The 12897-nt window shown below is 44.8% G+C and carries 20 protein-coding genes and 1 riboswitch; of the genes, 11 read left to right on the top strand and 9 right to left on the bottom strand.

Annotated features, from left to right (window positions below; all coding sequences use genetic code 11):
• Positions 1-2: 2 nt before the first annotated feature.
• Positions 3-572, top strand: coding sequence for an SRPBCC family protein (locus A2X74_RS03525; RefSeq protein ID WP_293628019.1), 570 nt, complete (start codon positions 3-5; stop codon positions 570-572).
• A gap of 29 nt (positions 573-601) precedes the next feature.
• The gene (locus A2X74_RS03520) at positions 602-1162 is read left to right on the top strand and encodes a peroxiredoxin (protein WP_293628021.1); all 561 of its coding nucleotides are present in this window, start codon (positions 602-604) and stop codon (positions 1160-1162) included.
• 6 nt (positions 1163-1168) lie between these two features.
• Here A2X74_RS03520 and pagP read toward each other — a convergent pair whose 3' ends face one another.
• Positions 1169-1702, bottom strand: a complete 534-nt coding sequence (pagP, locus tag A2X74_RS03515) for a lipid IV(A) palmitoyltransferase PagP (protein ID WP_299764450.1) — start codon at positions 1700-1702, stop codon at positions 1169-1171.
• Positions 1703-1902: 200 nt separating this feature from the next.
• On the opposite strand from pagP, the gene A2X74_RS03510 reads away from it, so the two are divergent.
• From A2X74_RS03510 to A2X74_RS03490, 5 genes are all read left to right on the top strand, one after another.
• The gene (locus A2X74_RS03510) at positions 1903-2460 is read left to right on the top strand and encodes a phasin family protein (protein WP_293628025.1); all 558 of its coding nucleotides are present in this window, start codon (positions 1903-1905) and stop codon (positions 2458-2460) included.
• A 139-nt stretch (positions 2461-2599) separates the two neighbouring features.
• A complete protein-coding gene (panD, locus tag A2X74_RS03505) occupies positions 2600-2965 on the top strand; it encodes an aspartate 1-decarboxylase (protein ID WP_293628027.1) in 366 nt (121 codons plus the stop codon).
• Between the two features lie 158 nt (positions 2966-3123).
• Positions 3124-3228, top strand: a riboswitch (glycine riboswitch).
• A 138-nt stretch (positions 3229-3366) separates the two neighbouring features.
• Entirely contained in the window at positions 3367-3564 is a 198-nt protein-coding gene (locus A2X74_RS03500) for a hypothetical protein (protein WP_293628029.1), read from the top strand.
• A gap of 185 nt (positions 3565-3749) precedes the next feature.
• Positions 3750-4421: a transporter substrate-binding domain-containing protein gene (locus A2X74_RS03495; RefSeq protein ID WP_293628031.1), complete on the top strand. Its 672-nt coding sequence runs from the start codon at positions 3750-3752 to the stop codon at positions 4419-4421.
• Between the two features lie 72 nt (positions 4422-4493).
• On the top strand, positions 4494-4733 hold the full coding sequence (locus tag A2X74_RS03490; RefSeq protein WP_015422196.1) for a hypothetical protein: 240 nt from the start codon (positions 4494-4496) through the stop codon (positions 4731-4733).
• 44 nt (positions 4734-4777) lie between these two features.
• Here the strand turns inward: A2X74_RS03490 and A2X74_RS03485 are convergent, their stop codons facing one another.
• The 3 genes from A2X74_RS03485 to A2X74_RS03475 are packed head-to-tail and all read right to left on the bottom strand — an operon-like array spanning position 4778 to position 6210.
• Positions 4778-5425 (bottom strand): histidine phosphatase family protein, encoded by a 648-nt coding sequence (locus tag A2X74_RS03485; protein ID WP_293628033.1) that lies wholly within the window; start codon positions 5423-5425, stop codon positions 4778-4780.
• 19 nt (positions 5426-5444) lie between these two features.
• On the bottom strand, positions 5445-5951 hold the full coding sequence (locus tag A2X74_RS03480; RefSeq protein WP_293628035.1) for a sulfurase: 507 nt from the start codon (positions 5949-5951) through the stop codon (positions 5445-5447).
• 52 nt (positions 5952-6003) lie between these two features.
• On the bottom strand, positions 6004-6210 hold the full coding sequence (locus tag A2X74_RS03475) for a hypothetical protein (protein WP_293628037.1): 207 nt from the start codon (positions 6208-6210) through the stop codon (positions 6004-6006).
• 128 nt (positions 6211-6338) lie between these two features.
• Here A2X74_RS03475 and A2X74_RS03470 point away from each other — a divergent pair, with 128 nt between their 5' ends.
• Positions 6339-6644 (top strand): hypothetical protein, encoded by a 306-nt coding sequence (locus A2X74_RS03470; protein WP_299764443.1) that lies wholly within the window; start codon positions 6339-6341, stop codon positions 6642-6644.
• A 2-nt stretch (positions 6645-6646) separates the two neighbouring features.
• Here A2X74_RS03470 and A2X74_RS03465 read toward each other — a convergent pair whose 3' ends face one another.
• The 4 genes from A2X74_RS03465 to can form a co-directional block, all read right to left on the bottom strand.
• Complete coding sequence (locus A2X74_RS03465; RefSeq protein ID WP_293628574.1) at positions 6647-8275, bottom strand: peptide chain release factor 3; 1629 nt, start codon at positions 8273-8275, stop codon at positions 6647-6649.
• 50 nt (positions 8276-8325) lie between these two features.
• Positions 8326-9063, bottom strand: a complete 738-nt coding sequence (locus tag A2X74_RS03460; protein WP_215334090.1) for a pseudouridine synthase — start codon at positions 9061-9063, stop codon at positions 8326-8328.
• Between the two features lie 65 nt (positions 9064-9128).
• Positions 9129-10016, bottom strand: a complete 888-nt coding sequence (locus A2X74_RS03455) for a lipid A biosynthesis acyltransferase (RefSeq protein WP_293628041.1) — start codon at positions 10014-10016, stop codon at positions 9129-9131.
• 8 nt (positions 10017-10024) lie between these two features.
• On the bottom strand, positions 10025-10690 hold the full coding sequence (gene can / locus A2X74_RS03450; RefSeq protein WP_293628043.1) for a carbonate dehydratase: 666 nt from the start codon (positions 10688-10690) through the stop codon (positions 10025-10027).
• A gap of 25 nt (positions 10691-10715) precedes the next feature.
• Here can and A2X74_RS03445 point away from each other — a divergent pair, with 25 nt between their 5' ends.
• Entirely contained in the window at positions 10716-11009 is a 294-nt protein-coding gene (locus tag A2X74_RS03445) for a DUF167 domain-containing protein (protein WP_293628045.1), read from the top strand.
• Between the two features lie 3 nt (positions 11010-11012).
• On the opposite strand, the gene A2X74_RS03440 is transcribed toward A2X74_RS03445, so the two are convergent.
• Positions 11013-11915 carry an aspartyl/asparaginyl beta-hydroxylase domain-containing protein gene (locus A2X74_RS03440; RefSeq protein ID WP_293628047.1) on the bottom strand — a complete coding sequence of 301 codons (903 nt, stop codon included), beginning with the start codon at positions 11913-11915 and terminating at the stop codon, positions 11013-11015.
• Between the two features lie 163 nt (positions 11916-12078).
• Here A2X74_RS03440 and A2X74_RS03435 point away from each other — a divergent pair, with 163 nt between their 5' ends.
• Together A2X74_RS03435 and A2X74_RS03430 are read left to right on the top strand one after the other, a co-directional pair.
• A complete protein-coding gene (locus tag A2X74_RS03435) occupies positions 12079-12444 on the top strand; it encodes a hypothetical protein (protein WP_293628049.1) in 366 nt (121 codons plus the stop codon).
• Positions 12445-12537: 93 nt separating this feature from the next.
• Positions 12538-12840, top strand: a complete 303-nt coding sequence (locus tag A2X74_RS03430) for an HU family DNA-binding protein (protein ID WP_353055748.1) — start codon at positions 12538-12540, stop codon at positions 12838-12840.
• Positions 12841-12897: the final 57 nt, after the last annotated feature.

Genomic DNA, 12897 nt, shown 5'->3' with positions numbered 1-12897 from the left:
GAATGAAGCGACTTCTCAGCTGTTTTCTGATTGCAGTATCTGGTATTACCTTTGCGCAAGATGCATCTAATTCTTACGACTTAAGGGTTGCTGTCACTAGGGCAGGAGATCGCTTTCAAGTGAATGCAAGCTATGAGGTGCCAATTACTCCATGCGAAGCCTTTGCATTTATTACTGATTATGAGGGTGCTAAAAGTTTGCCTGGAATCGTAGATTCAAAAGTAATCTCTAGATCTGGCAATAAAGTGAAGGTGGCCCGCTTGCTCGAAGAAAGAATTTTATTCATCCCCTTTGAGATGCGCTCCGAGTTGGAGTATGTGGAGTTTCCTAACAAGGCATTGCTATTTGAGCAGCTCAGTGGCGATACAAAATATTACAAAGGAAGTTGGAGGCTTTCAGCGGAGAAAGATTCCACCATCTTTAAATACGATGCACAGGTTGAGCCAAATTCGATGGTGCCATCAGCAATAATCGATTTCTTCATCAAAAACATCGTGCGCCGACAGTTTGAGTCTATGGCTGAAATTGCGTCCCAGAGAAGATCCTCCCAAAAGACGGCATGCAAGCTGTAATGTTTAGTCTGGCTTAGATAAATATGACTATGACCAATTTCAATGAATTACCTAGCGACTTACCCATTCCTCAGGATGATGGGGCTGCCGTTCATTTGATAGGCATGCGCTTGCCTTCCATTGCCTTGAAGACCACCACCGGTGGCCAATTTAACCCTGGCGAGAGTAAGGGCCGCCTGGTGATTTACTGCTACCCGATGACAGGTCAGCCGAACGTTGCTTTGCCAGAAGGTTGGGATCAAATACCGGGGGCAAGGGGTTGTACTCCGCAAAGCTGTTCGTTTAGAGATCACTATCAAGAGTTACGCGTTTTGGGCGCAGAGGTGGTTGGCTTGAGTGTGCAATCTACCGAATACCAAAAGGAGATGTCGGATCGCTTGCATTTGCCGTTTGCGGTATTGAGTGATGAGGGTTATCAATTTCAGAAGGCGTTGCAGCTACCTACTTTTATTGCTGCTGGAATGACTTTGCTAAAGCGCATTACTTTGATTGTGAATCATGGTGTGATTGAAGCGACTCACTACCCCATTTTTCCAAGCGATAGTGATCCGGCTTGGGTGATCAACTACTTAAAAAACCATCCTGCTTAGTTATATTTAGGGCAAATTGTATTTAGCCCAAGTGAACAAGACGTTACCGACGTTTTGCCCACCAGGCACATAGGCAGTCTGAATGCTGAGATCTTTGTAGCTGATGGAGGCAATGGGGAGTACGCCAGGGAAGGGGATGTAGTTCATGATGTCTTGGCGCGACATGATGAAGGCAGTTGCTCCAACACCATACTTCCAGTCGGGACTATTGCCGATGTTCCACATTGGAATCCAGCCATAGCCGACCATGTACTGATAAATTCCATGTGAGTCTTTGAAGGTCATCCCATAAATGCCCTCCCAATTACCGCTGTTGTTTACTAAGCCTCTGCCAAAACCAATACCCATCGGATATTCGGTGTATTGATTGATTTTGTCTTGGGAGTACGCATAAGGCATGTGGTACGTATAGAGGGGAACGTAAAGCTCATTTCCACCTTTATCCCAAATGGACTCCAGGTGATTTGTCGTATTTTGAAACCACTCGGAGGCACTTTCTGCGTGTGAGGAGATCAGCGGAATGCAGAAAAGCAGAAGCACAATGAATCTACGACACATAACTATTAATTTCTGAACTAGATAAAGCAAAACATCTCTAAAGCGAGGTTTAATGCTGTTTTTGTAACAAACTACTTGAACTGACAGGATTATATGTTGCTTTGCAGCAATATTTCCTTGCTAAGCCCAAAATAAGCTATTAATATGGTGCAGTGCAACAAATAACCCTCAAAGGAAATATCATGTTCAAAAATCAATTCGCAGAAAATCAAGCTAAATCCGTAGAAAGCGCCCGCGCATTAGGTCAAACTGCTCTCGAGAATGCTCAAGAGCTGGCAGAAATCAATTACCAGGCAGCTCAACAAGCTGTAGCCAATGCGCAAGCTAAGGCTGCTGAATTGTTAAAGGGCAAAGATGCCAAAGCAGCCTTAGACCTCCTGCAAAGCCCAGAAGTACAAGAGGCGGTTGCTGAGGTTGCTGCTTATCAGAAAAAAGTGGCCGCAGTATTGCGTCGCGGAAACCAAGAATTAGTTGAAGCTGTAGAAGCCGCCATTGATCAATCACAAGATGACTTGAAGAGCTTTGTAGCGACTGCCACCTCCAAGGCGCCTGCTGGCTCAGAAGCATATGTAAGCGCATTTACGTCTGCATTTAACACGGCAATGCAAAACTTTGATCAAGTGCGTTCAACTGCTCAAGACGCTTTTGCAAACTTTGAGAAAAGCGTTGAAACAGCAATGAAGACTGCAGAAGGTCAATTTGGGCAGGCTACTAAGGCAGCAAAAAGCCGCGCTAAGTAATTAGTAGATAATAGCCAAACAGAAAGCCCCGTGTAAGCGGGGTTTTTTACTGGTGTAATTGCAAAAAAATTTGAGAAAATGGCAAGATAGCCGCTAAAAATGCTTGAAGAGGCGCGCTTTTAATTCTTGAGGAAATCGTATGAATCGCATTATGTTGTTGGGAAAAATTCACAGAGCAACCGTTACAGAGGCGGATTTGCATTACGAAGGCTCTTGTGGAATCGATGAAGATTTACTCGATGCTGCCGATATGCGTGAGTTCGAAAAGATCGAGCTTTACAACATTAACAATGGCGAACGTTTCTCAACTTACATCATTAAAGCAAAGCGTGGCTCCGGGATCATTTCTTTGAATGGCGCTGCTGCACGTAAAGCACATGTTGGCGACCATCTGATTATTTGCACATACGGACAAGTCGGCAACGATGAGATTGCAAAGCATGTCCCCAAGATTGTGCTGCTGGGCGAAGGCAATAGCATTAAAGAAATTAAGAAGGTCAATTAATTTCTCGTCAGTCATTGAACTAGGTGTAAGCCAGCATTACAAAAATAAGTTCACGAGATATACTAAGCACAAGCAGGAGAGAGAGGCTATTGGCCTCCACCGAAGGCGCAAACTCCCATGAACGCTCAGGTACCCACTAGGAAGGTACTGCTTATCCTAAACAGCCGTCTGGAGAGCCACCATTTTAATGGTGCACCGAAGGAGCAAGCACTAAGCTAGGACTTAGTGTGAATCTCTCAGGTATCAAGGACAGGGGGAGCGGCAAGCGAGTGACGCATTTAATGCGCACGCGCATGTTAGGAGTCCTGCATGAATACCGCCCCAAGCTAAATCAGTAAGAGCGCATTAGCAATTTCCCCGTATTGGGACCATTAAAAATCTTACTGAATCAGGCAAACAATATGAGCAATATCTACACTAAGGAAGCCCCATACCATCCAGGCTATGAGGATGCCTCGTTTAAGCATGAAGTGTCAAAAGGCGTATCGGAGTTAAGCGAACTGCGGCTGGTAAATGCGCGCTATCTGAAATTTGCAGATGCCATTGTGGACTTCTGTAAAGCGAGTCACGTACCTGCTAAAAAAGTAAGCGCTGGCTAGTAATAGCTATAAAGTAGGCATTAAAAAGTAAAAGCCACCTTCGGGTGGTTTTTTACATTCAATTCTTGATAAGATCATTCATCCAATTGAATGCTGAATACATCATGAGAATAGTCAGAATAATATCGATATTGTTAGCAAGCCTATTTGTGCTGAGTGCATGTTCCAAAGAGGAGCAGTCTAATGTGATTAAGGTTGCTGTGTCGCCTGCTATCCCTCCAATGCTATTTGAGAAAGATGGCAAATATACGGGCGTTGATTTGGAGATATTTGAAGGCTACTGCAAGTCCCGGGGCTGCACATTCAAAATGACTGCATATGATTGGCTGGGCATGTTGGGCGCTGTAACTAGTGGGCAAGCCGATGTCGCTTTCTCGGGGATATCTATTACAGATAAACGCAAAGAAGTGATAGATTTTTCCAAGCCATATTTCACTAGCACTTGGGATTTAATTAGCCTGCAAAATCGCCATATCAAGATTACCGATTTATCTCAGTTAAAAAAATACACTATTGCTTATCCCACCGGTAGCGTCTTTGATGATTATGTAAAAGATGTGTTGCAGCCAAAAGGGTATTACTCCTTAGGCCGAGTAAAGCTATATCCATCACCCGCAGAGGCCTTGATTGCCTTACAAAATGGCAATGTGGACCTGGTATTTGTGGATAGCGTAATGTTGCAGAGTTATCAAAAATCATTAAATCTCCCGGTGAGCAGTAGCTACCAAGTAGTTGGATTTGATAATCTAGGATTTGCCTTTAAAAAAGGCTCCAAATTGAGGGATGACTTTAATTTGTATCTTTCTGAGCTGGGCCCAGAAAAATTAAAGGCAATAATTAATCGCTGGACGAAATAAATTGTAGTGATTTTGATATATTGGGTTAAAGTGTTTCTAAGCTGATTATTTCAATTATTCATAAGGAAAAATATGTCCCATCATGACAAATTAATTGCCGCTTTCGAAACATACCAATCAGAGAATGAAAAATTCCACGGTAAAGGGATTAAAGCTTCTGCTGCTAGAGCTCGTAAGGCTTTACAAGAGATTGCTGGTTCTTGTAAAGAGCGCCGCAAAGAAATTACTGCTGAAAAAGAAGCGCTTGAAGGCAAGCCAAAGGGTGAGGGCATGTCACAAGATGCTGCTCGTCACGCACATATCAGAAAATAAATCATTTCTGCCAAGTAAAAAGTCACCATCAGGTGACTTTTTACTTAGAGGTCAACGTTTTCTAGAGCGGGGCCTTTCAAGTGGCGAGTATCTGCCCACTGTTCTACTGTCCAGCCACTGGCTTCTTCATGGCTAATCCAATTTAATGATGCATTTGGTACCGAGACAATTCGCTGGGCGCTGAGAGATTGCTTGCTTGCAATGCGATACATCATGTCGAGTGTGCCGCCATGACTCACCACCAAAATAGTTTTACCAGCATGGCGCTCTTGGATTCTGTCCAGGGCATTTTGTACGCGAACTGCAAACTGCTGAATACTTTCGCCACCTGCGAGATCATGATCTAAGTCGCGAGCAATATGCGCTTGCCATATATCGGGCTGCAGCAGTGGGGCTTCAGTAATTGATAGCCCTTGAAGTGCGCCAAAATTGCGCTCTCGTAAGGCGCTATCGATTTGTGCTTCCACTCCAAATAATTCAACCACAGCATTTGCAGTATCAACCGCTCTTTTCAGGTCGCTGGTATACAAGACATCAAATTTGAGATTAATGTCTTTAAGTGCTTGAGCCATTTGACGTGCTTGTAATATACCTTTGGGATTAAGGGGGGTGTCGGTGTGGCCTTGCAATCGTCTTTCGGCATTCCAGGGGGTTTCACCATGGCGAATCAGGCAGAGTGTTGTTGTTGGCATATGGCAATAATAAGTCGAGTTAACTTCTTTCGGATTTTGAAAAGTGGAGGAGATCTCCGGGGATAAGATATCCGGACTCGAGTGCCTCCGCTCTAATGCCGCCTCTATTATCAAATGCATGCAGGAAATCAGGCCTTTTGAGTAGATTGGCTGGTCGCTGGCAGGGCACACACAATTCTGTGCCCCTAAACGCAAGGCTACCTAAATAGAAAATCTTACCAACCAGATCGTTAAGCTCACTTGCAGAAATATTGCTAATAACGAGATTTCTGCGGGCATCACTTTCACTAAAAACTGCATATTGTTTGGTAAGGAGCTGTTGATTGGCATCCTCAATGCCAGAAAGCGCAATGAGAGAAATATGTCGAATCTTGGGTTTGGTTTTAGAGAATGCACCTATGCCTAGTGCGTAGCGATCACCCTCAATTCCTTTGCCAGCAACGATATTGGCTTGTGCAAGTTGCATCATCGATTCGCCCGCTCGAGAGGCAATTTGAATTGAATGAATTTGCGGAGATACTGTCATGATAAGAGCATAGTACATAAGAAAAAGCCCCGGTAATTTCGGGGCTTAGTACTTATGCTGCGATAGGTTCAGCTGTTGGTGCCGCGACTGGAGGTCGCTTATTGATGGCCCTCTGAATCTTTGCCTTCTCTTTAGGCTTAGTGCTGGATTCAAGCAATTTGCTTAATTGAGTTGTTGTGAGTGGACCCAATTTAGCTTTGCCGGTTTTGCTAACCATAGGGTCGTTTTTTCTATTTCTTTGATTTTGGCCAACAGCCATAATTTTTCCTTGAGTCTTGGAATGATGAACCTCTGAGCTTGCTCAGCAGACTCCCCTAAGTAGGGCGCGGAATAGTGATCACAAATCAGAATAACAGTTAAGCCGTTCAGGCGCTATGATTAGATCTAATGAGTGCACCTAATCTGAAATTAGCTCCAATACGTTTGCTGAACATGAGGACTCGCATGTCTTACCTTAAATATTTTTTGTTACTGAGCGTGCTTAGCCTCGGTGCCTGTGCTGCGGTTTACACAGATGCATCAGATTCAAACCATGTCACCTTTCTCATTAGTGATGGTGAATCCATTGCATCGTTAACACCAAAGGCCAATGCGTATTGCGCTCAATACGGCAAGACTGCGTCGTTTAGAAAAAGTGACACTCAGTTAGTTGCGGTATTTGACTGTAACTGGCCAACATCTAGTCCTCGCTAGACTTAGCCAGCAAGGTCTGATTGGTAGATGAGGCCTGCATGTTCTCTTAGTGCATGGAATTGAATAGATTCCCAGCGCTGTTGAGCTACATCTAATTCGGATTTATGACTAGCCAAAAATACAGAGGCCCCCACAACATCCTCTGCCATGCGGTGAATATTTTCTTGAATGAATTTTTTGAGTGCTACAGGATCATCTGAGCTGACCCAGCGTGCTAAGTTGTAGCGTGCAGGTAGCAAGCGTACTTCAGCGCCATATTCAGTTTGCAGGCGATGGCTCACAACCTCAAACTGTAGTTGCCCAAAAGCGCCGAGCAACATCGTGCCGCCAGTCATTGGGCGGAATACTTGAATCGCACCCTCTTCGCCAAGTTGCATTAAGCCTGTGCGCAGTTGTTTTGAGCGCAATGGATCGGCAGATTCAACCATGCGGAAAATTTCTGGAGCAAAAAATGGTAGACCTGTGAATTGCAATTGTTCACCTTCGGTGAGTGTATCGCCTAGTCTGAGAAGACCGTGGTTTGGTAATCCAATGATGTCACCAGGAAAGGCTTCATCTAAGATATCACGGCGTTGTGACAAGAAGGATAATGCATTGTTGGTGCGCACCTCTTTGCCATTGCGGCAGATCTTGAGTTTCATGCCACGTTGAAAATGGCCTGAGCAGATGCGTAAGAAGGCAACGCGATCTCGATGGGCCGGATCCATATTGGCTTGAATCTTGAAAACTACTGCAGAGAATTTATTTTCAGCGGGGCTCACCTCGCGTTGCAAGGCTTTGCGTGAGCCTGGTGATGGTGCGAGCTCCACTAAAGTATTTAGAATCTCACGCACACCAAAATTATTAATGGCTGAGCCAAAGAATACCGGTGACTGGCGGCCCGCCAAAAAAGCTTCCAGATCAAATGCGGGCATTGCAGTTTGAATGAGATCCACTTCAGCAAGTGCGTTTTCAAGATCAGTACCTAGACGCTCTTTTAGCGCTGGATCATTGACGCCAACAATTGCATGAGAATCTTCAGTTACGCGATCTTCACCTGCTTTAAACATGCGCATTTGGGATTTGGCAATATCAATTACACCCGCAAATGATTTGCCCATGCCTACAGGCCAGGTAAAAGGAACTACTTCAATGCCTAGTGCAGTTTCGATTTCATCCATCAGCTCCATGGGCGGCTTTACTTCGCGATCCATCTTGTTGATGAAGGTGACGATTGGCGTGTTGCGTGCACGACAGACTTCAAGCAAACGTAGGGTTTGTGATTCGACACCATTCGCAGCATCAATCACCATCAGGGCGGAATCAACCGCAGTTAAAACGCGATAAGTATCTTCCGAGAAATCTTGGTGGCCCGGCGTGTCTAGCAGATTAATAATGCAATCGCGATACTCCATTTGCATTACTGAGCTAGCTACAGAAATGCCACGCTGTTTCTCGATCTCCATCCAGTCAGATGTCGCATGGCGACTGGCTTTCCGAGCCTTGACGCTGCCAGCAATCTGAATGGCACCTGCATATAGCAAGAGTTTTTCAGTAAGCGTGGTCTTGCCAGCATCTGGGTGAGAGATGATGGCAAAGCTACGGCGTCTTAAAACTTCTGCGCCGGGAGTGCTGGAGGTAATGGTATCGATGGTAATTCTGCGCTTAATCTAATTGACAGAATTATAAGCGGGAGGGCTTCTTAGAATTGCTCTTCAGGCCTCACAAAGCGCCATTTTCCAGGCGGCAGGGCGCCCAGAGAAATTCTGCCCATGCGGACACGCTTCAGACCTAAAACTCGAAGGCCAACCATCTCACACATGCGCCGAATTTGACGCTTGCGACCTTCTCGTAGAACAAATCGAAGCTGGTCTTCGTTCTGCCAGCTCACTTGGGCTGGCTTTAATACAACCCCATCTAATTCCAGGCCATGTTTTAGCCTGTCTAAATCTTCAAAAGAGAGAGCGCCTTCAACCCGGACTAAATACTCTTTCTCAATAGGACTGTTTTCACCAATCAGAAGCTTGGCAATACGACCATCTTGGGTTAATACCAGCATGCCAGTAGAGTCGATGTCGAGACGCCCCGCAGGTGCAAGTCCTCGGGTATTAAAGCGAGGGTTACGCCCCTTATCAAGCGGGCTAGCAAAGTAATTGTCTGGGGTAATGAGTGAAGCGGCGGGTTGATACTCTTGCTCATCATCGTAGTGGGAGATGAAGCCCACTGGTTTATTGAGGATGACGGTAATCCTGGATGCCTGCTGCGCTTTAGCTCCAGACTGCAGCTCAATTTTCTGATGACGAAAAGCTCGAGAGCCTAGTTCATTGACTACTTCGCCATCTACGGTTACCAGGCCCTGCTCAATATAAGAGTCAGCTTCACGACGGGAGCATAGACCTAGTTCAGAGAGTAGCTTGGAGACACGAATTTTTTCTTCCATGGCTACATTATCGGGCAATTACTTTAATAAAGACCAGGTTCTGAGTAGATGAATGCTGAATGGGTTTAATAGGGGCTGGCTTCGTTAAAGGGCCTATTTTTAAAGCGCTTATGGACCCAATAGTATTCAGCAGGCCTGAGCCTTATTTCTTGTTCAAAAATTTGATTTAAGCGCGCGGTATCTACTTCTGGATTCTCAGTTGGAAAATTTTCAAGCGGCTTACTGATTGAGCAAACATAGCCAGCCTCATTCTGCTTGAGAGTCGTGATCATCATGCAGACCTGTGCCCCCGTGATTTTGGCGAGCCGTGATACAGCAGTAATAGTATTAGTTTGAATATTAAAGAAGGGTACAAAAGTAGAGTCTTTCAGGCCCAAGTCAATATCAGGTGCAATGATGATGAAGCTGCCCTTGCGGATTTCTCGGATCAGCTCAATAGTGTTACCTTGGCGATCAATCGAGTTTCCACCAAAGCGATTGCGCCACTCAATAATTTTCTTATTGAAGAAGGGGCTTTTCATTCTCTGGAAAAATCCAGACGTGCGAGGCCAGCCTTTATCGTCAGCAAGCGCACTCAAAATAATGCTGCCTTCAATGCCAATGAAATGCATATTGACTAGGATGCGCGGTTGCCCGTCCTTTAGATCAACTTCTGATCGAACTTCAATCATATCGGCAAGCTGTTTTTTGCTGCCGAGCCAAATGATGCTTTTCTCTACTAGACTACGACCAAGCAGTCGCCAATGTTGTTTGCGAAGTTGATCGATCTCTTGGGCGTTCAGCTCAGGAAAGCAAAGCTCTAAATTTTTCTGGACTACACGATTGCGAGCATTGGGAATATGCGCTGCTAGGTAGCCTAAGCCATAGCCAACAGAGACCAGGGTCTTGTACGGGAGTGATACCAGAAATCTGAGGAGCGCTACCCCAGAGTAGTTTGAAAGGTTTTTAAACAAAACAGAATTTATTCTGAGCTGTAACGAGTCAATGATTTGGCGTAGCGAATATTCACCTCTTCATCTGAACTAATCGACATTCCTAGATCATTGACCAATCCAGTCTCTAGTCGATAAGCCCACCCATGAACAGTGAGCTCTTGCCCTCTAGCCCAGGCATCTTTAACAATCGTGGTTTCACAGACGTTAACAACTTGCTCGATCACATTCAGTTCGCATAGGCGGTCTTGACGTTTGGGGGTTGGGATGGCTTCGCCAAGATAGCGCTCATGTTTTTGATGCACATCTTTGACGTGACGTAACCAGTTATCGGCCAAGCCTATGCGCCTATCTGCCATTGCGGTGTGCACACCAGAGCATCCGTAATGACCAACAACCAAAATATGTTTGACCTTTAAAAGATCAATTGCAAATTGAATTACAGACAAACAATTGAGATCGGTATGCACCACTACGTTCGCAACATTTCGGTGAACGAATAATTCACCCGGAAGAAGATTTACGATTTCATTAGCAGGAACACGACTATCTGAGCAGCCAATCCAAAGATATTCTGGCGCTTGCTGAGAAACTAGGCGCTTAAAGAAATTAGCATCCTTGGCGATCATGGCTTCCGCCCATTCGCGATTATTGGCAAATAGCTGGTCTAAGGCGCTGGAGTTCTTCATAATCATGTTTTGAGTTTAAAGTATTCTTATGATGCCTATTTGGTTAAAACAAACCCCCACTGGCATTGTCCTTAATTTGCATTGTCAGCCAGGTGCAAAGCTGACCAAGGTAGTTGGTCTTCATGATGGCTGTCTCAAGATATCTCTGCAGGCCCCTGCGCTTGAAAACAGGGCAAATGAGATGCTCTTATCTTGGCTTTCCAAGCAGTTAAGAGTGCCCCAAAAGCAAATTCAACTCTTATCGGGTCAAAGTAGCCGCATTAAGAGGGTAGAAATCTGGGGCTCGATCACCCCAGAGCAAATTATTGAAGTGCTAAGCCCCTAAGGTTTACCAAAATATCGCCCACAGAATCCCTAATATCAGCACCCATTTTCCGACGTAATAAACGCTGCGATGCTTCGCTTTCAGCTTTTTTGCCTGGGCTCTGAGGTGATAAAAATACTTAAAGAGAATATTTACAAATCCAACTTTCTCTCCCTCAACATTTTGTGAGGAGGCGGCACTCATTACATAGCGCCCGAACCAGCGATTGAGCAATTGCACCAATTTAGTGTGAACTGGCCGCTCAACATCACAAAACAAGACAATGCGTTGGTGGTCAGTTTCGTTAGCTGCATAGTGGATATAGGTTTCGTCAAACATCACTGGTTCGCCGTCTTTCCAGAAATAACGCTCACCATCGACGTCAATAAAGCACTTGGGATCATTTGGGGTGACTAGGCCAATGTGATAGCGTAGTGAGCCTGCATAAGGGTCTCTGTGGCGTACTAGTGTTGCTCCAGGGGGTAGCGAGGCAAACATTGCTGCCTTGATTGAGGGGATGGATTTCAGGAGGGCGACAGTTTTCGGGCAATTAAGCTGTGCGGATGGCATTTCCTTGCCATACCAATAGAGGTGAAAGCGTTTCCAGCCCGTCCGAAAGAAGGAATTAAAGCCAATATCGTTATATCCGGTAGCGGCTGCAATGGCACCATCTGCATTTAGGGCAAGAGCTTCATCACGAATGATTTGCCAGTTATCTTGAAGCGGCTTCATTTCAGGAAAGTCGGCAACTGGAATAAATGCCCCAGCCTTGGTTTTTGAGAATAAGTAGAGCAGGCTATTAATTGGCGCTAAAAGTACTTGATAGTCTGTTAATGAGCGCACTAAGCCAAATCGGACCTTGCCTCTGAAATAAACATAAACAGCTGAGACAACAAAGATCAAAAAGACAAGATGACGAAGTTCCATGAGGTTTACCAATTAGCGTTAACACTAGTATTTTAATTTGGATGGAGCGCCATTTCACCCCTATTTTTGTAATGAATATGCTCAAATGTTGGCTATGGTCAAAAGAGGCCGTGGTAAATGCACCTAATTAGGGCTGCAAAGATGATTTATTAAGGAAAACTGTATGAATGGATTCGCAAAATGGCTTTTAAGCCTTGTATTGATAGGCCTAGCGGGTTTAGCAGCTTATACCTGGATTATGCTGAATTGGAGCTATGGCAGTGGTGAGCGTGCTGGTTATGTTCAGAAATTTTCCAATCGGGGCTATATTTGCAAAACTTGGGAGGGTGAGCTGGCGATGGTGTCTATGCCGGGAACTATGTCAGAAAAATTCCTCTTTACGGTACGTGAAGATGCTGTAGCGCAAAAAATTAATGCCAATTTGGGCAAAAAAGTTGCACTTAAGTACGATCAGCACATTGGATTGCCAACCACTTGCTTTGGTGACACCGAGTATTTTGTGTCAGATGTGACAGTTCTAGAAGAGTAAAAAGCGGCAATAAAAAAATTGCTGTGACGCAGCTTTATTTTTGTAATTTTTTGTGGTTAAAATCATGTAAGCGCAAGGTGCGCTGACATCAATATCTATAAGGAGCTTCACTTGAACAAAGCAGAACTAATCGCAGCGATTGCTGACGACGCTGAGATCTCAAAAGCCAAAGCTGAATTTGCATTGAATTCTGCTATTGAGCAAATCATTAAAGCTGTTACTAAAGGCGACTCAGTACAACTGATCGGTTTCGGTACTTTTGCTTCTGGTAAGCGCGCTGCACGCATGGGTCGCAACCCAAAAACTGGCGAGCCACTCAAAATTGCTGCTGCTAAAACTGTTAAGTTTTCTGCTGGTAAAGCATTTAAAGATTCAGTTAACAAGCGTAAGAAGTAATTCTTGCTTTGTTGATGAAAAAGCCCGGCATGCCGGGCTTTTTTGTTTCTATAGATA

It is taken from the genome of Polynucleobacter sp. GWA2_45_21 (genome assembly GCF_001830325.1).
In the GTDB taxonomy this organism is placed as follows: domain Bacteria; phylum Pseudomonadota; class Gammaproteobacteria; order Burkholderiales; family Burkholderiaceae; genus Polynucleobacter.
Note: the sequence above shows the minus strand (reverse complement) of the source record. Positions and strands in the feature narration are given on the sequence as shown.